The organism is Promicromonospora sp. NPDC050262, from assembly GCF_040655935.1.
Taxonomy (GTDB): Bacteria; Actinomycetota; Actinomycetes; order Actinomycetales; family Cellulomonadaceae; genus Promicromonospora.
This window is the reverse complement of the sequence record NZ_JBFAKX010000031.1, coordinates 1-20,371: the sequence shown is the minus strand read 5'-3', so window position 1 is coordinate 20,371 and position 20,371 is coordinate 1. Positions and strand designations below refer to the sequence as shown.

19 protein-coding genes are annotated in these 20,371 nt (G+C 72.8%); 9 read left to right on the top strand and 10 right to left on the bottom strand.

The genetic code is table 11. The features are described from left to right. The 6 genes from AB0I29_RS26665 to AB0I29_RS26640 all read left to right on the top strand — a co-directional run bounded on the left by AB0I29_RS26665 (nt 1) and on the right by AB0I29_RS26640 (nt 4,391). Nucleotides 1-1,218, top strand: coding sequence for an MFS transporter (locus AB0I29_RS26665; RefSeq protein WP_285107614.1), 1,218 nt, complete (start codon nt 1-3; stop codon nt 1,216-1,218). Nucleotides 1,219-1,282: 64 nt separating this feature from the next. Continuing rightward, nucleotides 1,283-1,537 (top strand): Fic family protein, encoded by a 255-nt coding sequence (locus AB0I29_RS26660; protein ID WP_357487152.1) that lies wholly within the window; start codon nt 1,283-1,285, stop codon nt 1,535-1,537. Nucleotides 1,538-1,617: 80 nt separating this feature from the next. Continuing rightward, complete coding sequence (gene glp / locus AB0I29_RS26655) at nt 1,618-2,922, top strand: gephyrin-like molybdotransferase Glp (protein WP_357487150.1); 1,305 nt, start codon at nt 1,618-1,620, stop codon at nt 2,920-2,922. After that, nucleotides 2,919-3,545 carry an NTP transferase domain-containing protein gene (locus AB0I29_RS26650; RefSeq protein WP_357487148.1) on the top strand — a complete coding sequence of 209 codons (627 nt, stop codon included), beginning with the start codon at nt 2,919-2,921 and terminating at the stop codon, nt 3,543-3,545. The genes glp and AB0I29_RS26650 overlap by 4 nt, the downstream gene beginning before the upstream one ends. Continuing rightward, the gene (locus AB0I29_RS26645) at nt 3,542-3,790 is read left to right on the top strand and encodes a DUF6457 domain-containing protein (protein WP_357487146.1); all 249 of its coding nucleotides are present in this window, start codon (nt 3,542-3,544) and stop codon (nt 3,788-3,790) included. The genes AB0I29_RS26650 and AB0I29_RS26645 overlap by 4 nt, the downstream gene beginning before the upstream one ends. A gap of 52 nt (nt 3,791-3,842) precedes the next feature. Beyond that, on the top strand, nt 3,843-4,391 hold the full coding sequence (locus AB0I29_RS26640) for an MGMT family protein (RefSeq protein ID WP_357487144.1): 549 nt from the start codon (nt 3,843-3,845) through the stop codon (nt 4,389-4,391). Between the two features lie 16 nt (nt 4,392-4,407). Here the strand turns inward: AB0I29_RS26640 and AB0I29_RS26635 are convergent, their stop codons facing one another. After that, on the bottom strand, nt 4,408-7,527 hold the full coding sequence (locus AB0I29_RS26635) for a hypothetical protein (protein ID WP_357487142.1): 3,120 nt from the start codon (nt 7,525-7,527) through the stop codon (nt 4,408-4,410). Between the two features lie 214 nt (nt 7,528-7,741). Here AB0I29_RS26635 and AB0I29_RS26630 point away from each other — a divergent pair, with 214 nt between their 5' ends. Then, entirely contained in the window at nt 7,742-10,348 is a 2,607-nt protein-coding gene (locus AB0I29_RS26630; RefSeq protein ID WP_357487140.1) for a DEAD/DEAH box helicase, read from the top strand. A gap of 77 nt (nt 10,349-10,425) precedes the next feature. Then, nucleotides 10,426-12,447, top strand: a complete 2,022-nt coding sequence (locus tag AB0I29_RS26625) for a CocE/NonD family hydrolase (RefSeq protein ID WP_357487138.1) — start codon at nt 10,426-10,428, stop codon at nt 12,445-12,447. A 39-nt stretch (nt 12,448-12,486) separates the two neighbouring features. Here AB0I29_RS26625 and AB0I29_RS26620 read toward each other — a convergent pair whose 3' ends face one another. From AB0I29_RS26620 to AB0I29_RS26580, 9 genes are all read right to left on the bottom strand, one after another. Further along, nucleotides 12,487-12,720, bottom strand: a complete 234-nt coding sequence (locus tag AB0I29_RS26620) for a helix-turn-helix transcriptional regulator (protein WP_350224606.1) — start codon at nt 12,718-12,720, stop codon at nt 12,487-12,489. Between the two features lie 4 nt (nt 12,721-12,724). Then, the gene (locus AB0I29_RS26615; protein WP_285107592.1) at nt 12,725-13,609 is read right to left on the bottom strand and encodes an ABC transporter permease; all 885 of its coding nucleotides are present in this window, start codon (nt 13,607-13,609) and stop codon (nt 12,725-12,727) included. Further along, the gene (locus AB0I29_RS26610; protein ID WP_357487135.1) at nt 13,606-14,643 is read right to left on the bottom strand and encodes an ABC transporter ATP-binding protein; all 1,038 of its coding nucleotides are present in this window, start codon (nt 14,641-14,643) and stop codon (nt 13,606-13,608) included. The genes AB0I29_RS26615 and AB0I29_RS26610 overlap by 4 nt, the downstream gene beginning before the upstream one ends. 31 nt (nt 14,644-14,674) lie before the next feature. Further along, a complete protein-coding gene (locus AB0I29_RS26605) occupies nt 14,675-15,265 on the bottom strand; it encodes an Rv3654c family TadE-like protein (protein ID WP_357487133.1) in 591 nt (196 codons plus the stop codon). Further along, on the bottom strand, nt 15,169-15,513 hold the full coding sequence (locus AB0I29_RS26600; protein WP_357487131.1) for a TadE family type IV pilus minor pilin: 345 nt from the start codon (nt 15,511-15,513) through the stop codon (nt 15,169-15,171). Before AB0I29_RS26600 ends, AB0I29_RS26605 begins: the two co-directional genes overlap by 97 nt. A 3-nt stretch (nt 15,514-15,516) precedes the next feature. Then, nucleotides 15,517-15,735: a DUF4244 domain-containing protein gene (locus AB0I29_RS26595; protein ID WP_357487129.1), complete on the bottom strand. Its 219-nt coding sequence runs from the start codon at nt 15,733-15,735 to the stop codon at nt 15,517-15,519. Nucleotides 15,736-15,920: 185 nt separating this feature from the next. Beyond that, complete coding sequence (locus AB0I29_RS26590; protein ID WP_357487127.1) at nt 15,921-17,063, bottom strand: type II secretion system F family protein; 1,143 nt, start codon at nt 17,061-17,063, stop codon at nt 15,921-15,923. Beyond that, nucleotides 17,057-18,217 carry a TadA family conjugal transfer-associated ATPase gene (locus AB0I29_RS26585; protein WP_357487125.1) on the bottom strand — a complete coding sequence of 387 codons (1,161 nt, stop codon included), beginning with the start codon at nt 18,215-18,217 and terminating at the stop codon, nt 17,057-17,059. Before AB0I29_RS26585 ends, AB0I29_RS26590 begins: the two co-directional genes overlap by 7 nt. After that, the gene (locus AB0I29_RS26580; protein ID WP_357487123.1) at nt 18,214-19,056 is read right to left on the bottom strand and encodes a pilus assembly protein FlpE; all 843 of its coding nucleotides are present in this window, start codon (nt 19,054-19,056) and stop codon (nt 18,214-18,216) included. Before AB0I29_RS26580 ends, AB0I29_RS26585 begins: the two co-directional genes overlap by 4 nt. Nucleotides 19,057-19,330: 274 nt before the next feature. On the opposite strand from AB0I29_RS26580, the gene AB0I29_RS26575 reads away from it, so the two are divergent. After that, nucleotides 19,331-20,161, top strand: a complete 831-nt coding sequence (locus AB0I29_RS26575) for an HAD-IB family hydrolase (protein WP_357487121.1) — start codon at nt 19,331-19,333, stop codon at nt 20,159-20,161. The last annotated feature ends 210 nt before the right edge of the window (nt 20,162-20,371 follow it).

Genomic DNA, 20,371 nt, shown 5'->3' with positions numbered 1-20,371 from the left:
ATGGCGCAGGCACCACCGACCCGGGCGAGCCGCCGGGCCGAAACCAGCGGCACGTCGTCAAGCGTGCAGCTGGCCCTGGCCACCGTGGGCTTCGCGGTGAACTTCTGGGCCTGGGCCCTGATCAGCCCGCTCGGCAAGGCGTACGGGGTCGAGTACACCCTGTCGGAGATCCAGCAGTCGGTGCTCGTGGCCGTCCCCGTGCTCGTCGGGTCCGTGGGCCGCATCCCCGTGGGCGCCCTGACCGACCGGTTCGGGGCCCGGACGATGTTCCCGCTCGTGAGCGCGCTGACGATCGTCCCGGTGCTGTTCGTGGGGCTCGTCGCCGACTCGTACGCGGCGCTGATCGTCGGCGGGTTCCTGCTGGGCCTCGGCGGCACGACCTTCGCGATCGGCGTCCCGTTCGTCAACGCGTGGTTCGCTCCCGAGCGGCGGGGGACCGCCCTGGGGATCTTCGGCGTCGGGATGGGCGGTACGGCCGTCTCGTCGTTCACCACCGTGCCGCTGGCCGAAGCCTACGGGCGCTGGGCGCCGTTCGTGCTGGTCGCCGCGATCCTGGCGGTCTTCGCGATCGCCTCGTGGTTCCTGCTGCGCGACGCCCCGGGGCGCACCGCCGGCGCCACCGGCGGCATGCTGGCGCGCACCTGGTCCCTGCTCAAGCTGCCCGCGACCCTGGAGCTCGCCTGGCTGTACGCGGTCGGGTTCGGCGGGTTCGTCGCGTTCAGCGTGTACCTGCCGACGTTCCTCGCCAACGCCTACGACCTCACCGCCACCGACGCCGCGACCCGCACCGCCGGGTTCGTGGTGCTCGCCGTGGTGATGCGCCCGGTCGGCGGGATGCTGTCCGACCGGCTAGGACCCGTGAACGTGTCGGTCTGGTGCTTCGCCGCCGTGACCGTGCTGGCCGCTGTCGTGGCGTTCAAGCCCGGGCTCGTCCCGGTGGGCACCATCGCGTTCCTCGGGCTCGCCGCGGCGCTGGGCGCGTCCTCGGGCGCCACGTTCGCCCTGGTCGCCAAGGTCGCCCCCGCCGACAAGGTCGGTGCGGTGACCGGCATCGTCGGCGCGGCCGGCGGGCTCGGCGGGTTCGTGCCGCCCCTGATCATGGGCGCGGTCTACCAGCTCAACGGCGACTACGGCATGGGGTTCGCGCTGCTCGCGGCCACGGGCCTGGCGACGCTGCTGTTCACGCTCGGGCCGGTGCGCCGGGGGGCGCGGGCCTGAATGCTGGTCCGAGATCGATCGGCCTAGCCGTTTCGACTTTTTCGACTTACCGGGCCTCCGCGGCATGCCGCGTGAGCGACTGGTCGAGCGGCTTGCCTTCCACTACGACCAGTTCAACTATCTGCACCCGTTCCGCGAGGGAAACGGGCGTACGCAACGTCTTTTCTGGAGCAGGGTGGTGAGCGCCGCGGGATACGACCTCGACTGGCGCGCTGTCCAGGGCGAGGAGAACGACTCCGCCTGCCGCGCGTCCGACGAGAACCGCGACCTCGATCCCCTGCGCAAGCTGTTCGATCGCATCACGAACGACGCCGAATGATTTCCGTGCTCACAGGAAACGGTGCCGTGTTGTGAGGCACAGGTAACCCCGTCCGAACGCCCTTCGTCTAGCGTCGTCCCATGGAGTCCGGGTTGCGGAGCGTCACGGAGCACGTCCAGCGCGTGCTCGCGCTCGTCGGGCCACTGCCGGTCGTCTCGCTGGACCTCACGGATGCCGACGGCGCGGTCCTCGCCGAGGACCTGCACGCCAGAGTGGCCGTGCCGCCCTTCGACAGTGCCGCGATGGACGGGTACGCCGTGCGGCTGGCGGACCTCCCGGCCGACGGCGCACCGGTGACGCTCCAGGTGACGGGCGACGTCGCCGCGGGCTCCGGTTCCGGGGCCGGGATCGGGCCGGGACAGGCGGTGCGGATCATGACCGGCGCCCCGCTCCCACCCGGGGCGGACGCCGTGATCCCCGTGGAGCACACCTCGACGGGCCGGTTCGTCGCCGGGGCGGCCCGGGAAGAGGGTTCGGTCACGCTGGCCCGCAGGCCACGACCGCACGTCCGCGCCGCGGGCGAGGATGTCGGCCGGGGCGAGCTCCTGGCGCGGGCCGGGAGCGAGGTGACGGCGGCGGCGGTGGGTGCGCTGACGGCGTCAGGCACGGTGCGTGTCGCTGTCCGACGGCGGCCGCTGGTCGCCGTGATCTCCACGGGTTCGGAGCTGGTGCCGGTCGGCGGGGTGCTCGGCCCGGGTCAGATCACGGACTCCAACGGCCCGATGCTCGCGGCGGCGGCCAGGACGGCAGGGGCCGACGTCGTCCGGCTCGGGCCGGTGTCCGATGATGCCGCGGCGCTGCGCGCCGCGCTCGACGCGGCGTGCGTCGGTGGCACCGACCTGATCGTGACCGCCGGCGGCGTCTCGGCCGGCGCGGCGGACGTGGTGCGCGAGGTGCTGGCGGCATCGGGTCCGGAGGCGGGCGGGGTGTCGGACGCCGACGTCGCGAGCGTCGCGATGTCGCCCGGCAAGCCGCAGGCGCTCGCCCGCTGGCGGGGCGTCCCGTGGCTGGCCCTGCCCGGCAACCCGGTGGGCGCCTACGCGTCGTTCGAGCTGTTCGCGCGGCCGGCGATCGACCGGCTCCGGGGCCTCGGGGGCGCGGCGAAAGGCTTACCCGGCCAGGCACGTAACGCTGAGCGAGCACTGCTACCTCTCCGTTACCCCCTCGGCCACGCACACCGTTCCCTCCGCGCCGCCACGGCCTGGTCCAGCCCAGCGGGCCGGCTCCAGGTGCTGCCGGTGCGGTGGGTCGACGGCGGGGTCGAACCCGCCGGATCGCACCACTCCCTGTCCGCGCTCGCCGCCGCCGACGCCCTCGCCCTCGTGCCGCCGGACGTCGAGAAGGTGCGGGCCGGCGACGTCGTCCAGGCGCTGATGCTGCGATGACCAGGGCCGCTCCCCGGGTCGGGTACGACGCCGTCGTGCTGGCCGGCGGCCGGGCCTCCCGGCTGGACGGCACCTCCAAGGCGGGCCTGGTCGTGGGCGGGACCCGGCTCCTCGACCGTGCGCTCGCGGCGAGCGCGCGGGCTCGCCGTGTCGTGGTCGTGGGACCGCCCGAGCTGGCGCGTGCGCTCCCGGCCCGCGACCCGGCGTCGGGCTATGCCGGGCCCACACCCCTCCTGACCAGGGAGGACCCGCCGTTCGGCGGGCCCGTGGCAGGCCTCGCCGCCGGGCTGCGCGCCCTGCCCGACCCGGGTGCGCCGTGGGTGCTGCTCCTGGCGGTGGACGTGCCGCACGCCGCGCGGGCGATCGCCCACCTGGAGGAGGCCGTTTCACGTGAACCGGCGGACGGCGCCTACCTGGTGCGCGGGGGTCGGGCGCAGTGGCTGGTCGGCCTGTACCGCCGCGCGGCGCTCGACGAGGCGTTGGACGGGATCGAGACGGACGGGGCGCCGATGAAGCGGCTGGTCGGCGCGCTCCGGTGCACCGAGGTGCCGGACCCGGCAGGCTGGAGCGACGACATCGACACCCCCGCCGACGTGGCCCGCTACCGGAAAGACGTGAGATGACAGACCTCAAGCAGTGGATCTCCGACCTGGAGTCGGAGCTCGGCCTCCCTGCCGGCACCATCGACATGAAGAAGGTGCTGGACCTCGCCCGGGACGCCGCGCACGCCGTCGAGCGTCCGGCGGCCCCGCTGACCACCTATGCCGTCGGCTACGCGGACGGCCTGGCAGCGGCCGGCGCGCTCGTCGCCGAACCGGACCCCACGCGGAAGGCGACCGACCCTGCGGCCCGCTGGACCACCGACTGACCTCTCCGACGCGGTCGCGGCAGTGTCAGTGGCGCGGCCTATCGTGTGACGCATGGACCGGAACAGGCTCGAGTTCGCGGTGGTCCCCACCGCGATCGGCGAGTGCGCGCTCGTCTGGAACGAGGACGCGGAGATCGTCGGCTCGACGCTGCCCCACGGCAGCGCCGACCAGGTACGGGGTGCCGTACGCGGCTGGTACCCGGGTGCCATCGAGGCCTCGCCCGCCCCGGTCGCGCCGACCGTCGAGGCGCTGAAGCACCTGCTCGAGGACGGCGAGGGGGACCTCGCGGAGGTCCCCCTGAACATGAGCGCCGTGCCCGACTTCGACCGCCGCGTCTACGAGATCGTGCGCGCCATCCCGCCGGGCGAGACCCGGACGTACGGCGAGGTGGCCACGGAGCTCGGCGCGCCGGGCGCCGCCCAGGCCGTGGGCCAGGCGATGGGCCGCAACCCGTTCCCGCCCATCGTGCCGTGCCACCGCGTGCTGGCCGCGGGCCGCCGCATCGGCGGCTTCTCGGCCCGCGGCGGCCCGCGCACCAAGCTGCGCATGCTGGAGAAGGAGGGCGTCTACCTGGAGCAGCCCACGCTCTTCGACCTGTGAGCTGCCCCAGGCGCGCTCAGCGGACCACGCTTGTCAGTGCGCTGGTGACGGTCTTCGTCGTGTAGCCGGTGCGTGAGCCGGTGACCACGACGGCGACCCGCTTGCCCTTGGCGGAGGCCGGCACCTTGAAGAAGTAGTTCGTCGCGCCCTTGACCGCGACGCCGCCGACCTTCCACTGGTACTTCACCGTGGACGGCTGCGGGGTCCACGTGCCCCGCACGGCCTTGAGCGTGGACCCGACCTTGACGGTGCCCGTGATCGTGGTCGCCGGCGCCACGAAGACACCGGCCTTGACGGCCGCCGTCGCGGGGCTCGCCAGGGTCTTGGTCGTGTAGCCCGTCTTCGAGCCCGTGATCGCGACCGACACCTTCTTGCCCTTGGCCGACGCCGGGACCGTCCAGGTCTTCGAGGTCGCGCCGGAGACCGCCTTGCCGTCGAGGCGCCACTGGTACTTCACCGTCGTGGGCGTGGGGGTCCAGGTCCACCGGTTGGCGGTGAGGGTCTTGCCGACCTGAACGGTGCCGGCGACGGAGGGGGACCGGGACGCGGAGAAGACTCCGGAGACCACCGGCTCGGTCGGAATGCTCGTGACAGTGCGACTTGTGTAGTAGGTCCGCGAGCCCGTGGCCGATACCGTGATCCGCTTTCCGAGAGCCGATCCGGGAATCACGAGGCTCGATGAGGTCGCTCCCGCGATGACCTCTCCGTCGGCCTTCCACACGTAGGTGACCGATGTCGGTTTCGGGCTCCAGACGCCAGGGTCTGCGGTGAGCGTCGCACCGATGCGTGGTGTACCGCTGACCGTTGTGAAGGGAGTCGTGAACTCTGCCGACCGTACCTCGAGCTGCCATGCAGCCGAGGCAGGCTTGAGCAGCTCGGAGCCCAGGTACGAGATCTCAAGCCGATGAACTCCAGGAAGCACACCGCTCATCCGGATCGGAAGAGACACGACAGGCGCTTCGGGAGTGTCAACGGCTATCTCGGCACGGCCCACCTCGACACCATCGATCTTAGCGAGGACCGTCCCATGCACGTCCGACAGATTGGTGGCTGCGATCCCGACCTTGATCAACCGGTCCTGACCATAGACACCGGCGGACAGCGGATCGATCAGAATGCGTGTGGAAGCCTTGGCGATCCTGACGTTCCCTCGCCACTCGGCGGGAAGCACCTCGGCTGTCGGATTGCTGAAAGATGAATCGGGGACCCACCGAATTAGGATGGGATGATCGCCTGGAGGCATTTCGTCAAGACGGAGGCTCGTCGAGTACTCGATAGAACCCGTCCCCTGACCACTGCGTCCTCCAGCTGAGTACAGGCTGTTCCCGTCCTCGTCGTAGACATAGAGATATCCGAGCGGGAGGCGCGATCCGTCCACGGTACTCACCGTCATGTCTGCCTGGAGGAGGGTGCTGTATGCACCATACTCAGCGGTCAGTTCTGTATCGACCGTTATCCGCGTCTCCGCCGGCGGCACCACGGTCACCGTCCCTGTCCACGACACTGGGGCTGCGGGCCCGTCAGAGACGTAGTCCACACGCACCTGGTGACGCCCGGGCGGGAGCACAGTCGTGTCGATCCATTGCCGACCGTCCGGGCCACTTGCGCCCAGACGCTCGCCGGATTCCTCGGCGGTCACCGTGAAATAGCCCTGATCGGTGGTAACGCCGCCCGATGCTTCCACATGACTGCTGACATATACGTCATCCGCGCCGATGCGCCACTTCTCAGGCATATCGACCGTGATGGTGGAGGGCTGCTGTGGTCGGACGACGAAGTCGACTGACCGCTCCGTCGTGACGAACGGAGGGCCGTCAAATCTGACCACCCTTGGGTAGACCCCTTCCGGGAACTCCCTGAATTCGAACGTGGCTCGTCCATCCACGACACGCTCGGGAAATCCCCACCACATCGATCCGTCGTCCCGCACATAACCGATCCGGACCGAACCTGAGGGCGACAGCCCGCCCGCCGTGACGTTGATCTCGACCGGGGTCGGCTCGTTGTAGTTGACCGTGGTCGATGACGCGACCTGCAGGTCCACAGGAATCGCGGCGCCCTGCCGAATGAGCCACGTCGTGTTGTACCAGTCGGCCACAGCGACCAGACCAGCACCCGGCAGGTCTGGCTGAGGGGCCGAACCCTCGCGACCCCAGGTCAGCATGGTCCCGTCGTCCAGAACTGCCGCGCCCCCTCTGTCGTGCGCCGAGAGACCGACGACCGTTCGCCCCACGGGAACCAGGGCGGGGGCGACTGCGGCTCCCAGTCCGACGATCACACCGTCATCCCGCACCGCGTACCCGTAGTCCTCGGCGATACCAAGACCTGGAGCGATATCGAGGCCTGTGAAGCGGTTCCCGGGAGAGGGCGCGACAACTTCGGCCACGTCATTGGCCCACCGACAGAAGACGATTGCCCCGTCGGAGCGCAGCGCAGCCCAGCTCAGATCGTCGGCACTGATAGCGGTGTACTTGAGTCCCGCTGGCGGCACGAACGCGTCAGCGCAGGTCAGCGGGCGCGGTTCGGCCCAAGCCACCTTGATGCCGACGATCCGGCCGTCCGACCGCACCGCAAAGGCACCGTCCTGGCCGACATCGACTGCAACGTAGGACATGCCGCTCGGCAGCTCAGGGACATGAGGAGTTGGCAACTCCTCGTCGAGGACCATCACGAGTTCACCGTCGGACCGGAGCAGGAAGCTTGCCCCGCCATGCCCTGCGGCGACCGCTGTGTACCGCTCCCCATCCGGAAGCTCGGGTATCTCCGGCGGCGAGGACCAGGCGTCGTCCAAGCTGGCGACGACCTCGCCATCGCTGCGGAGCATCAATGCCATGGGTGTGTTGTCCACGGCGCCGACCGAGATCGCTGTGTGGGTTACTCCAGCGGGGAGCTCCCAGGCATAGCTGGTATCGCCGATCACCTTGAGGCCAAGGCCCGCATCCCAAGGCATTGCCTGGCCACCGACATCAACGGGGGTGCCCTCCTGCACGAACCGGGGTGCTGGTACCGCCTGCTCCTTCACTGGGGTCGCAACAGCTCCTGGAGCCGCTCCGAGCACCAGCGCGCCGACTATGCCCAGCACGATGCACGAAGGGAACAGCCCTCGTAATGGGGAGCCTTCAAACGAGTCGGACATGACTTGACTCCCAGGGAGAGCAGGAAAGCGGCGCTCGGAATGTATCCGTCGACAACTCCCATTCGCCGTGTTTGTCGGGTGAATCACCGGGTGAACTCTGTAGATTGCAGCAGAACAACACCGATCGTCGACCGAACCTGGACCAGCACTTGTGCCAAGCCACGCACGAGCCGCAAGCGCATCCTCTACACCGCCCGATGCGACACTGTCCTCCGTGCCCGACGTCCCCACCCACCCCCTCCTCGACGTGCTCCTCGCCGGTGGCGCGCGCGCCGAGCGGCTGACGGCGTCGCGCACCTTTCCGGAGCGCACGGCCGAGCACGTGGACTGGCCGGACTGGGCTGACGCGACGGTGGTGCAGGGGTACCGAAAGCTCGGTGTCGACCGGCCGTGGACGCACCAGGCCGTGGCCGCCGACCTGGTCCACCGGGGTCGGCACACCGCCCTGGCCACGTCCACGGGGTCGGGCAAGTCGCTCGCCTTCTGGCTGCCCGCGCTGTCGGCGGTGCGGACCGCGGCGGCGACCGCGACGCTCGACCCGGGGAACATCGCGTCGGCGCACGTGCGGCCCACGACCATCTACCTCAGCCCGACCAAGGCGCTGGCCGCCGACCAGCTCAGCGCGCTGGAACGCGTGCTCGACGCGGCGGGCACGCGCGACGTGCGCGTCGCCACGTGCGACGGCGACACCTCGCGCGAGGAGCGGTCCTGGGTCCAGGACCACGCCGACGTCGTGCTCACCAACCCCGACTTCCTGCACTACGCCCTGCTGCCCAACCATCGTCGCTGGTCACGGTTGCTCAAGGGGCTGCGGTACGTCGTCGTCGACGAGGGGCACGCCTACCGCGGCGTCTTCGGCGCGCACGTCTCGCTGGTGCTGCGCCGGCTCGCGCGCCTCGCGGCGCGGTACGGCGGGGGCTCGCCCACGTTCGTGGTCGCCTCGGCGACGACGGCGGAGCCCGCCGTCAGCGCGGCCCGCCTCATCGGGGTGTCGCCCGACGACGTCGCGGCCGTCACCGAGGACGCCTCGCCCTCGGGACGCCGGACCGTGCTCCTGTGGCAGCCGCCGGAGATCGCCTCCTGGCGCCCGCCTGTGGACGGTGACGACGCCCAGGTCGGCCGCTCGCACCGAGATCGGTCCAGGGACGAGCCGACCTCGATGCGACGTGCCGACCCCCAGGAGCCCGACCCCTGGGCGCTGCCCGGCGACGACCAGGAGGCCGAGCCCGTCGCGACCGAAGCACCGCCGGAGCACCCGCGCCGGTCAGCCACCGCTGAGGTCGCCGACCTGCTGGCCGACCTCGCCGAGGCCGGCGCCCGCAGCCTCGCGTTCACCCGGTCGCGGCGCGGGGCGGAGTCCGTGGCCCAGCAGGCCCGCGACCATCTGCGCCACGCCGCGCCCGAGGCTGCCCGCCGGATCGCCGCCTACCGCGGCGGCTACCTTCCGGAGGAGCGCCGCGAGCTGGAGCAGGACCTGCGCACGGGGAAGCTGCTCGGCCTGGCGACCACCAACGCGCTGGAGCTGGGCGTGGACATCTCCGGCCTCGACGCGGTGCTCATCGCGGGCTGGCCCGGCACCCGCATGTCGCTGTGGCAGCAGGCGGGCCGCGCGGGGCGGGCCGGGGCGGACGGCCTGGTCGCCTTCGTGGCGCGCGAGGACCCGCTCGACACCTACCTCGTGACCCATCCGGAGGCAGTGTTCGACGCCCCGCTCGAGGCGACGGTGTTCGATCCCGCGAACCCGCACGTCCTGGCCCCGCACCTGTGCGCGGCGGCCCAGGAGGCCCCGTTGCGGTCCGAGGACCTCGCGGCATTCGGCGACGCCGGCCACGTGCGCGGGATCCTGGACGTGCTGGTCGCCCGGGGCGCGCTCCGGCGTCGGACCTCCGGGTGGTACTGGACCCACCACCAGCCCGCCGCGGGCCTGACCGACCTGCGCGGCGCGGGCGGCACGCCCGTGCGCGTGGTGGAGCAGGGGACCGGCCGGATGCTCGGCACGGTCGACGCGGCCTCGGCGGACGGTCAGGTGCACGACGGCGCCGTCTACGTGCACCAGGGCACCACCTACGTGGTGACGCACCTGGACCTGACCGACCACACCGCCGTCGTGCAGCGGCGGCGGCTCGACTACGGGACGTGGTCGCGCTCGGTCATGTCGGTGGCGATCGAGGGGTGGGACCAGTCTCCTGGTGACGGTGCCGCCACGGCACAGGAGGACGACGGGCCGGGCCGCGACCTGGTCACCCGCGAGTGGGGACCCGTGACGTGGGGCCTCGGCCCGGTGGAGGTGACGTCGCAGGTGGTGAGCTTCCAGCGCCGCCGCGTCCCGGACATGCAGGTGCTGGGCACGGAGCAGCTCGAGCTGCCGGAGCACACCCTCGGTACGGTCGCGGTCTGGTGGTCGGTGCCGGAGTTCGTGCTGCGGGCGGCGGACATCTCGCCCGAGCAGGCGCCGGGCGCGCTGCATGCCGCGGAGCACGCGTCGATCGGACTGCTGCCGCTGCTGGCGACATGCGACCGCTGGGACCTCGGCGGGGTCTCGACCGAGCTGCACCCCGACACCGGCGAGGCCACGGTGTTCGTCTACGACGCCTACCCCGGCGGCGCGGGCTTCGCCGAGCGGGCCTACGACCTGGGCGCGACCTGGCTACGCGCCACCCGCGACGCGATCGCCGCCTGCCCCTGTGCGGACGGCTGCCCGGCGTGCGTGCAGTCGCCCAAGTGCGGCAACTACAACGCGCCGCTCGACAAGGACGCCGCGGTGCGGCTGCTGGACGCAGTGCTCTCCCACGACCCGCGGGCGGCGCTTACCGGGTCGTAACGGAGGAGTCTTCCGTATGCGACATTCACCCGATATGTTCCCCGGGACCAGGCCGTTCGTCGCGAGGGAGCACGCCGATGCGAGTCCACCACGTCCGGGCGAAGCAGGTCGCCGCAGCCGCCGTCGCCGCACTCACGGGACTGGCCCTTGCGGCCGGCACGGTTCCCGCGGCAGCGGATCCCGCCGGTGAGGTTCCGGGCGGGGTCGTCGCCGCGACCGAGGCACCGGCCGCCGCGGTTCCCGCCGGAACGTCTCCCGACGCCGCCGGGGCGCTGTCGGCAGGGTCGGCCGACGCCCCGTACGTCCTCGACGACGGCGCCACGGCCCCCGTCTACGACTACGCCGGCGCGATCCGCGAGTCGGTGAACGTGATCGCGCCGGACCTGGACGGCGACGGCGACGCCGAGGAGATCCGCGCCGACATCATCCGCCCGGCCGAGCTCGACGGCGTCGCCGAGGTACCCGTCGTGATGGACGCCAGCCCGTACTACGCGTGCTGCGGCCGTGGCAACGAGAGCGAGCTCAAGCAGTACGACGCCGCCGGGGACCCGGCGCTGTTCCCGCTGTACTACGACAACTGGTTCGTGCCGCGGGGGTACGCGTACGTCGCGGTCGACATGGCCGGAACCGGCTGGTCCACGGGCTGCACCGACCACGGCGGGCCCTCCGACGTGCTCTCGGTGAAGGCCGTCGTGGACTGGCTGAACGGGAACGCGACGGCGGTGGACCCACGCACCGGGGATCCCGTGGTCGCCGACTGGACGACGGGAAAGACCGGCATGATCGGCAAGTCCTACGACGGCACGCTCGCCAACGGCGTGGCGGCGACCGGCGTCGAGGGGCTGGAGACGATCGTGCCGATCGGCGCGATCAGCTCCTGGTACGACTACGACCGGGCGCAGGGGCTCCCGTTCTCGGCCAGCTATCCGCGGTTCCTCATGGGCTACGTGGCCGGGGGCCGGCACGTCGCGACGGACTGCTCGGCGATCACCGAGGCGCTCAACACGGCGGGCGACGACGCGTCCGGCGCGCACAACGCCTTCTGGGACGAGCGCGACTACCGCTCCGGCTCCCTCTTCGACGCCTCGCGGGTCACAGCCAGCGTCTTCGTGGTGCACGGCGCGCAGGACACCAACGTGGACACCCCCAACTTCTCCCGCTGGTGGACGGCGCTCGGTGAGCACGGCGTGCAGCGCAAGCTGTGGCTCACCCGTCTGGGCCACGTCGACCCGTTCGACTCGGACCGGGCCGAGTGGGTCGACACCCTGCACCGCTGGTTCGACCACGAGCTGCTCGGCGTCGACAACGGGATCACCGACGAGCCCGCGGTACGGGTCGAGGTAGCGCCGAACGAGGTGGTCACCTCGGACACCTGGCCGGTCACGGACCGCACCGCCCGGCTGCGGCCGCGCGCGGACGGCAACCTCGCGCTCGGCGCACGTGGCCGGGCGGCCGACGCCGGCTGGGTGAACGCCCCCAACCAGACCTTCAACACCGCCCTGACCGCGGGCGCCAACCCGAACCGCCTGCTGTTCCGCACCGGCACGCTGACGGACGACCTGCGGCTGTCGGGCGCGGCGTCGGTGACGACGACCGTCACCCACGGGGCATCGACCGGCCAGATCACGGTGGGTCTCGTCGACTACGGCGTGATGGACCGGGTGCTCACCGGGGGCGAGGGCGCGACGACCCTCGGCACCGAGTCCTGCTACGGCGAGTCCGCCGGGGTCGACGACGCCTGCTACCGCGACGTGGTCCGGAACATCGGGTCCACGGAGCTCCAGGTGCTGGGCCGCGGCTGGGCCCGGCTGGACGGCGCAGGCACGCACACCGTGACCGTCGAGATGCAGACGAACGACCTGGTCGTCCCCGCCGGGCACCAGCTCGGGCTCGTGGTCATGGGCACCGACCGGGGCGCCACCGTGACCGTGGACCGGGCGGCGACGCAGTACTCGATCGACCTCGGCTCCACGGCGCTGAACCTGCCCGTGTCCGGTCCGATGACGAGCTTCACGCCCGGCCACAGCCTGGTGCCGGACGCTGCCGACGTCACCCGGTCGGCGCTCCTGCCCGAGGCCAGGGTGGTCGTGCCGCGGTGAGGCGCGCCCGCGGCGGCGAGGGCTCTCGCCGCCGCGGTGCTACTCGCCCAGTCGCTTGAACGGCGTCGTCGAGAAGACGACCTCGACCGCCACGCCGAAGTACTCCGCGATGCGCAGCGCGAGGAACAGCGACGGGCTGTACTCGCCCCGTTCGAGGTAGCCCACGGTCTGGTAGTGCACGCCGAGCGCGTCGGCGAGCTCCCGCCGCGAGATGCCGCGTTCGGCACGCAGCATCGCTATGCGGTTGTGGACGACGTCGGACTGCTCCCCCACCAGCTCAGTACCCCTTGGCCATGTAACGCTCCCGCGCCGCCGCCACCGTGGAACCCGACTCCCGCCGGGCCATCCTGCGAAGCACGATCGGCGCGAGCACCATACCCACAACCGCCCAGAGACCGAGCACCGCGAACATCTCGAACGTGCGCCACGACTCGCCGATCTCCGCCGTGACCATGCTCTCGGGCAGCATCGCCGACCGGGCGCCCAGCCCGAGCCAGTAGTAGGGGAACGCCTGCCCCACCCACTGCAGCCACTCGGGCAGCGCCGTGATCGGGTAGAAGATCCCGGACGGCACGATCAGGAGCATCGACCCCAGGAACAGCAGCCCCGTCTGCGAGGCACTCTTGAACAGCGAGCCGAGCGCCACGCTGATCGGCACCGTGGCGACCATCCCGACCAGGAAGATCAGGGCCAGCAGGAGGAAGGTGCGGCCGTCCAGCCGCAGCTCTCCCGCGACCGTGACGGCGGGGATGACCAGGACGATCAGGCCCACCAGAGTGGTCAGCGCGAACATCAGGATCTTGCCGACCAGGTAGCCCAGCATCCCGTTGGGCGTCGCCTTGGCCCGGAGCAGCGTCCCGTCCTCCCGGTCGACGGCGATCGTGCTGGCAGGCCCGGTGAGCCCGCCGAACGCGATGCTCATGCCGACGAGGCTCGGCAGCACCATGGCACCCAGTGCGAAGTCGGTGCCTGGGACGGTGCTGCCCCGCATGAACAGCAGGACCACCGCGTAGATGACGGGGAACGCGAGGATCCAGATGAGATCGCTCGGGCTCAGGATCGAGTACTTGGTCTCGAGCCAGCCGCGGGTGAGCCCGGCGCGGACAGCAGCCCAGCGCGCGTCGTTCTGAGTGCGCCTGTCGGTGGTCGCGGTCGCGGTCATGACTGCACTCCCTCGCTCTGCTCGGCCCGGTCGGTCGGGCCCTCCCCCGCCAGATCCGGCTCGGAGTGGTCCGGCCCGGCGCCGTCCGACACTGCGCCGTCCGACACCGCACCGTCCGACTCCGGCCGGTAGGTCTCGGCCCGGTGCACGAGTGCCATGTAGGTGTCCTCGAGGCTGGCCCGCTTGACCTCGAGCTCGCTGACATCGGGGTCGCCTGCCAACAGCCGGCGGACGAACGCGGTGGGATCGCCCTCGGTCACCGCGTGGATGTTCCGGCGTCCCTCGGACGTCCAGCGCACTTCTGCCTGCGTGGTCAGCTCGCGTGCCAGCTGTTCCGCCGACCCATTGGCGACGACCACACCCCCGTCGAGCACCAGGATCCGGTCGGCCAGCTTCTCGGCCTCGTCGAGGTCGTGTGTCGTGAGCAGGACCGTCGTGTTCTCGAAGTCGGCCAGGCGGTGCACCAGGTCGTGGAACTCGCGCCGGGCGTGCGGGTCGAAGCCCGCCGTCGGCTCGTCGAGGAACACGAGCTCCGGACGGCCGACGATCCCGATGGCCACGTCAAGGCGGCGCCGCTGACCGCCCGAGAGGGTCTGGACCTTGGCCTTGGTCTGCTCGGCGAGGCCGACCACCTTGATCAGCTCGTCCACGTCCCACGGCCGCGACACCTCGGCGGTCGAGTAGGGGACGTAGAACCGTGCGAGGTATCCGAGCAGGTCCCGCACCCGCCACCGGCCGTGGTCGCGCCACGACTGGAGCACGACGCCCAGCCGTGCGCGCCATGCCTCGTCGCCGTGCGCCGGGTCCTGCCCGAGCACCGAGACCTCGCCGGCCGACCGCATGCGGAAGCCCTCGAGGATCTCGATCGTGGTGGTCTTGCCGGCGCCGTTGGGCCCGAGCAGGGCGACGACCTCGCCGCGCTGCGCCGTGAAGGACACGCCCTTGAGCACGTCCTTCGTCCCGTACCTCATTCGTAGGTCACGCACGTCGAGCGCCACGTCGCCCGACGGCGGAGGTCGGTCCTGTGCAGTCATCGCACTCTCCATACCATCCATAGCAGTGATACTACGATCCGTCGGGGTTCCACGTCATCCCCTTTTCCCGTGGGCCGGCCCTCGCCGTTGCCCGCGCTTGCCCCAGAGCACCGCCGAACTCCCCCACCGGCCCGGCGGCCGCGCGCGTCGCGACGACCCGCACCACTCCTCCGCCGAGCACCTCGCACGACGCGACCGTCGCGCCGTTGCGCACGACGGCCGCGCCCGCCGTACCGCACGGGTCGAACCCGTCGCGGAGCGCGGTCGCGCCGGCGATCGCTCCGAGGTCGGCCGCCGCCTGCGCGGTGCCTCGCGCGTTCTGGGCCGCGCCGAGCGCCGCGATCCCCACCGCGAGAAGCAGGGCCCCGGCGACGATCCCGAGCACCAGGACGGTGCCGGCACCACGCTCGGGATCGCTCCCGAGGCGACACCGTCCCGCACGACGCGGCCATGGATCCCACCGCCCGGCCCCGTCCCGCTGGGCCCCGTCCCGCCCGGGGCCGGCCGAGGCACTCGCCGAGCACCTCACGGCTCCACCCACGCCGCCGCCGTCCCCGTGGCCCGCAGCGGACCGGACACCCAGCCGCCCGAGACCGGTCGCGTGACGGTCACCCGCACCCATTCGCCCTCCCGCGCGAGCGACATCTCGGCCTCGGGCCCGCCCACCCGCGCGACGACCGCCGCCACGGCATCGCTCTGCTCCCCGATCGCCACCGCCCGTGCCCCCGCGCGGGCCGCGTCCAGGGCGCGCATCTGCGCCGTGGACGCGGCCACGAGGGTGAGCACGGCGACGAGCACGAGGACGACGACCGGCAGCCCGAGGGCCAGCTCGGCCGTCACCGTGCCGCGTTCCGACTCACGCTCCGCCATGGGTCAGCCGGCCGTCAGCGCCGACTGGATGAGCGACGTGAGCATCGACTTCACGTCACCGCCCTTGAGGACTGCCATCAGCGCACCCGCGAAGGCAGCCGCGGCGAGCGTCGCGATCGCGTACTCGGCCGTGGCCAGCCCCCTCTCCGACTCGCGCCCGTCGGCATCCGTCCGCGACCGGTCGTCCGGGTCGGGACAGGCCACCGCTGTCGTGATCGTCATGTCTTCTCCTCCTGCTCCGCCCGCGCGCAAACCTCACGGCCTGCCCGCGGGCACCCTGTACGGCCCGTCTCGACGGGCCCCGTCCGCCGTACGGCGGACGGCACCGGCGCGCGTGAGCACGCCGAAGTCCTCCATCTCTCGTCGGGTGCCGGCCGCCCGGTACCCCGGCCCGCCCCCGTCCCGCCTCAGCCGGTGAGCAGGTCGATCCCCAGGGCCAGCAGCACCGGGACCAGGCCCACCAGCACGAACGCCGGCAGGTAGCAGACGCCGAGCGGCAGCACCAGCCGCACCCCGAGCCGTGCCGCGGCGGTCCGGCTCGCCGCGCTCCGCACGTGCCGCACCTCTGCCCCGGCGGCGCGCAACGCCTCGCCCGCCGGGGCGCCGTCCAGCCACGCACCGCGCAGCGCGTGCACCACCGGGCCGAGGGCGTTCGGCGTGTGGGCCCACGCCCGCTCCCAGGCGGCGCCGAGCACGAGCGCGTGAGCCGCGCGGGTGAGCACCTCACCATCAGGACCGTCAACGGCTGCCCCCACCGCCTGGAGCGCGCGCGGCACACCTGCTCCGGACCGCATCGCGGCCGCCACCAGCTCCAGCACCACCTGGACGTCAACTCCGGACCGCTCCGCGCCACCGGCCGCGACCACCAGCCGGTCCGACCAGATCCGCCCGGCCACGAGCAGCACCGCACCAGCCACCAGGGCCGCCGTTCCGACGCCACCGTCCGTGGCCGTACCCACCGGGTCGGCGCCGAGCACCCACCCGAGAAACCCACCCGCGACCGGCAGCCACATGAGCAGGCGACCCGTGGTCCGCGGCCCGGCGAGTGCCGTGTCTCGCTCGGCTTGTGCCTCGGCCTCCGCGACCAGGGTCGCCGCGACCTGCTCCAGGACCCGGCCGAGCGGCGCCCCGACGTCGAGCGCGAGCCTGGTTGCCGCGACCACCGCCTCCGCATGACGGGAGCCGAGCACCCGGGACAGCGCGTCGACGTCGGGCACACCCGCGAGGTCGACGCCCACCCCTGCGGCACGCGACCACGCCGCGCCGGGCGGCGCGCCCGCCTTGAGCAGCGCGACCACCTGCAGCACGACCACCCGGACGTCGCCGCCGGGCGCCCGCCCGCCCGTGCCCCCGCGCCCTGACCGGCCAGTCGCCGCGCCGGCCGCACTGGCTTCGGGTGCCACGGCCACGCGCGGCACAGGACCCGAACCAGCCCCAAGGCCAGGTCCGACGAGCACCTTACGCAGCCGCCGGCCGCCGCGCGCCAGCACCAGCCAGACGCCGACCGCGACGAGCAGGCCCACGCCGAGCGACTCCACGACCCTCACCACGGCCCGTACCTCCCCACCAGGTCGCTCCACGCGCCCGGGTCAGTCGTCCACTCGCCGCCGCCGTCCCAGCGCCCGGCGGTGCGCACCTCCAGCTCACCGCCCGGGCCGCGTCCCACGAGCCCGATCTCCGCCAGGTACCGCGTGCCCTGCCCGCGCCGCAGGTGCAGCACCACGTCCAGCGCACCCACCGCCTGCGCGGCCACCGCCTCCCGGGTCATCCCGGCGAGGCCCGCGAGCGCCTCCAGCCGAGCGGGCACCGCCCCGACGGCGTTGGCGTGCAGCGTCGCGAAGCCGCCGTCGTGCCCGGTGTTCATGGCCATGAGGACCTCGCGCACCTCGGCGCCCCGGCACTCGCCGAGCACGATCCGGTCGGGCCGCATGCGCAGTGCGTTCCGTACCAGGTCGGCGAGGTCCACGGCGCCGGCGCCCTCGACGTTGGGGCGCCGCGCGGTCAGGTGCACCACGTGCGGGTGGACAGGTCGCAGCTCGCGGGCTTCCTCGACGGTCACGACGCGTTCGCCGTCCGGCACCAGGGAGAGCAGGGCGGCGAGCAACGTCGTCTTGCCGGTGCCCGTGCCCCCGCTGATCAGCACGTTCGCCCGGCACCGCACGAGGGATCGCAGGAGGCCCGCCCACTGCCGCGGCAGGGCGCGGCCGGCCACGAGCTCGTCGAGCGTGAACGCGCGGGTGCGCAGCACGCGCAGCGAGATCAGGGCGCCCGTCTCGGCCAGGGGTTCGAGCACGGCGTGCAGCCGGGTGCCGTCGGGCAGGCGCGCGTCGACGGTGGGGCAGGCGTCGTCGAGGCGCTGGCCGCCGAGCGCCGCCAGGCGGACGGCGAGCGCCCGCACGTCCGCGGCCGAGCCCAGGTCGACCACGGCCCGCTCCAGCCCGGCACCCCGCTCGATCCATACGTCGCGCGGGCCGTTGACCAGCACGTCGGTCACGTCGGGTGCGTCGAGCAGCGGCTGCAGCGGACCGGCGCCCGTGAGCTCGGCCCGGGCCGCCCGCTCCAGTTCCCGCAGGGCGTCGGACCCGAGCACCCGCCCGGAGTCCCGTACCGCGGCACGCACGGCGGCGCCCGCGCCGGCACGGCCCGTCGCGAGCCGCGCGCGGACGTCGTCGAGCAGGGCCGGCTCGACCGACGGCGCGGTCACAGGGCGGCCGCCACATCGGCAGCGAAGCGCCCCAGCACCGTCCGGTGGGTCACGGCGGGGCCCTCGCCCCGCTCGATCGCCCGGGCCAGTCCCGCGTCCCGGCCCAGGACGCCGATCACGGGCAGCCCGAGTGCGGCGGCGATGTCGTCGGGGTCGACCGCTCCGGGCGCGGGGCCGCGCGCCACCACGCGCACGTCGGACACGTCCGCCGCGCGGAGCGCGTCCCGCACCCGCTGCGCGGCGACGGCGCCGGGCAGGGTCAGCGGGACGACGAGCAGCACCGTCTCGCAGGCCGCGAGGAGTGCCCGGACGGCACGCCCACCGCCGCTCCGCACATCCACAGGCTCACGACCCTGCGCGGCCACGGCTCCGGCGCCGCCCGACGGCGCGGTCGAGGATCCACCGCCGTCCCGACGGGTGGCGGACTCCCACGCGCCGGGCCGCGGCAGGTCGAGCACGAGCATCTCGCCGGCGCGCACGAGGCCGCGGCAGACGCCGAGCACCACGTCGTCGTCCGGCGGCGGCCCCGACGCCGTGCCGCTCAGCACGGGTACCGCGCCCCAGCGGGGCAGCGCCGCCACCACGCCCAGCCCGTCGACCTCGCCGCGCGCCTCGACGAGGTCCGGCCAGCGTGCGCCGCGTCCGCCGTCGGCCCCGAGGAGCAGGCCCGTACCCGGCCCGTGCGCGTCGAGGTCGACGAGCGTGGCGCGCTCGCCGCCACGGCGCAGGCCGTGCGCGACGCACGCGGCCACCACCGACGTGCCCGCTCCACCGCACGCCCCGACCACCCCGATCACGCGACCCGGCTCCGGCCGGGCACCACCCGTCGTGCTGACCATCACGCCTCCTCCGACACAGGCCTGGCAGCCGGTCCGGCGGCCGTCCCGGGCACGTCGCCCGGGCTCTGCGACCAGGTTGGTCGTAGAGCCGCACCCCGTGCGGCCCGCATCGGCGCGACTGTGCACGAACGGCGAGAAGTGACCCCTGTGGTCGGGCTCGGACGCCCGTCCCGCCGTGCGGACGGTCTGTCGTCCGGGCGGACGAGTTCATCCGGGTGGAAGAAATCACGGCGCGGACACCTGCTCCGGCGGACGGCCCCGCTAGGCTCGTCGCGTGACCGAGCAGGTGCCCCAGATCGCTTCTCGACCGCAGTCGCGCGCACAGCGCACCGCCGCGTTCTTCGATCTCGACAAGACGATCATCGCCACCAGCTCGTCGGCGGCGTTCTCCAGACCGCTCCTCGCGGGCGGGCTGCTGTCGCGTGCCGACGTGCTGCGGAGCGCCTATGCCCACTTCATCTTCATGATCGGCAACGCCGACGCCGACCAGACCGAGCGGATGCGCGCACACCTCTCGTCACTGGTGACCGGCTGGGACGTGGAGAAGGTCCGGCAGATCGTCACCGAGACGGTGCACGAGCTCATCGACCCCTACGTCTACGCCGAGGCCGTCGAGCTGATCGAGGAGCACCACGCGGCCGGCCGCGACGTGGTGGTGGTGTCGGCGTCGGCCGCCGTGCTGGTGGAGCCCATCGCGGCGGTGCTCGGCGCGGACCACGTGCTCTCCACGCAGATGACGGTGCGGGACGGCCGCTTCACCGGCGAGATCGACTTCTACAACTACGGCGACAACAAGGCCGTGGGCGTCCGCCGCCTCGCCGCGAGCGAGGACTACGACCTCGCGCGGAGCTTCGCCTACTCCGACTCCATCACGGACGCCCCCATGCTGGCCGCGGTCGGCCACGCCTTCGTGGTCAACCCGGACCGGGTCCTCAGGCGCCGGGCCACGCAGTCAGGCTGGGGCGTGCTCGCGTTCACCCGCCCGATCGCGCTGCGCCCCCGCATCGAACCCCTCCCGCTCCTCGCGGTCGTGGGCACCGTGGCGGTCGGGGTCACGGTCTGGCTGGTCTGGCGCGCCGCCCGACGCCGCGCACGCCGCCGCTGAGCCACCCCTGTACACGTCAGCCGCCGGCACCTGGCTGCCTCTGAGACTGCCCCCAGGTCGGCAGACCGCCCAGTGAGGTCGGCAGTTGGCATCGAGATCGGCACAGGCCTGTGCGGGCAACGGCGACTGGGACCTGGAGGTGGACGGGCAGCCGTACACGGTCCGCGGCTTCACGTGGGGCCCGGCGTTCAGCACGGCCGACCACTACAT

Excerpts from the sequence above, each read along its gene's own strand:
- AB0I29_RS26665 (WP_285107614.1), top strand. The coding sequence starts at position 1 with ATGGCGCAGGCACCACCGACCCGGGCGAGCCGCCGGGCCGAAACCAGC.
- AB0I29_RS26660 (WP_357487152.1), top strand. The coding sequence starts at position 1,283 with ATGCCGCGTGAGCGACTGGTCGAGCGGCTTGCCTTCCACTACGACCAG.
- glp (WP_357487150.1), top strand. The coding sequence starts at position 1,618 with ATGGAGTCCGGGTTGCGGAGCGTCACGGAGCACGTCCAGCGCGTGCTC.
- AB0I29_RS26650 (WP_357487148.1), top strand. The coding sequence starts at position 2,919 with ATGACCAGGGCCGCTCCCCGGGTCGGGTACGACGCCGTCGTGCTGGCC.
- AB0I29_RS26645 (WP_357487146.1), top strand. The coding sequence starts at position 3,542 with ATGACAGACCTCAAGCAGTGGATCTCCGACCTGGAGTCGGAGCTCGGC.
- AB0I29_RS26640 (WP_357487144.1), top strand. The coding sequence starts at position 3,843 with ATGGACCGGAACAGGCTCGAGTTCGCGGTGGTCCCCACCGCGATCGGC.
- AB0I29_RS26635 (WP_357487142.1), bottom strand. The coding sequence starts at position 7,527 with ATGTCCGACTCGTTTGAAGGCTCCCCATTACGAGGGCTGTTCCCTTCG.
- AB0I29_RS26625 (WP_357487138.1), top strand. The coding sequence starts at position 10,426 with ATGCGAGTCCACCACGTCCGGGCGAAGCAGGTCGCCGCAGCCGCCGTC.
- AB0I29_RS26615 (WP_285107592.1), bottom strand. The coding sequence starts at position 13,609 with ATGACCGCGACCGCGACCACCGACAGGCGCACTCAGAACGACGCGCGC.
- AB0I29_RS26610 (WP_357487135.1), bottom strand. The coding sequence starts at position 14,643 with ATGACTGCACAGGACCGACCTCCGCCGTCGGGCGACGTGGCGCTCGAC.
- AB0I29_RS26605 (WP_357487133.1), bottom strand. The coding sequence starts at position 15,265 with ATGGGTGCGGGTGACCGTCACGCGACCGGTCTCGGGCGGCTGGGTGTC.
- AB0I29_RS26600 (WP_357487131.1), bottom strand. The coding sequence starts at position 15,513 with ATGGCGGAGCGTGAGTCGGAACGCGGCACGGTGACGGCCGAGCTGGCC.
- AB0I29_RS26595 (WP_357487129.1), bottom strand. The coding sequence starts at position 15,735 with ATGACGATCACGACAGCGGTGGCCTGTCCCGACCCGGACGACCGGTCG.
- AB0I29_RS26580 (WP_357487123.1), bottom strand. The coding sequence starts at position 19,056 with ATGGTCAGCACGACGGGTGGTGCCCGGCCGGAGCCGGGTCGCGTGATC.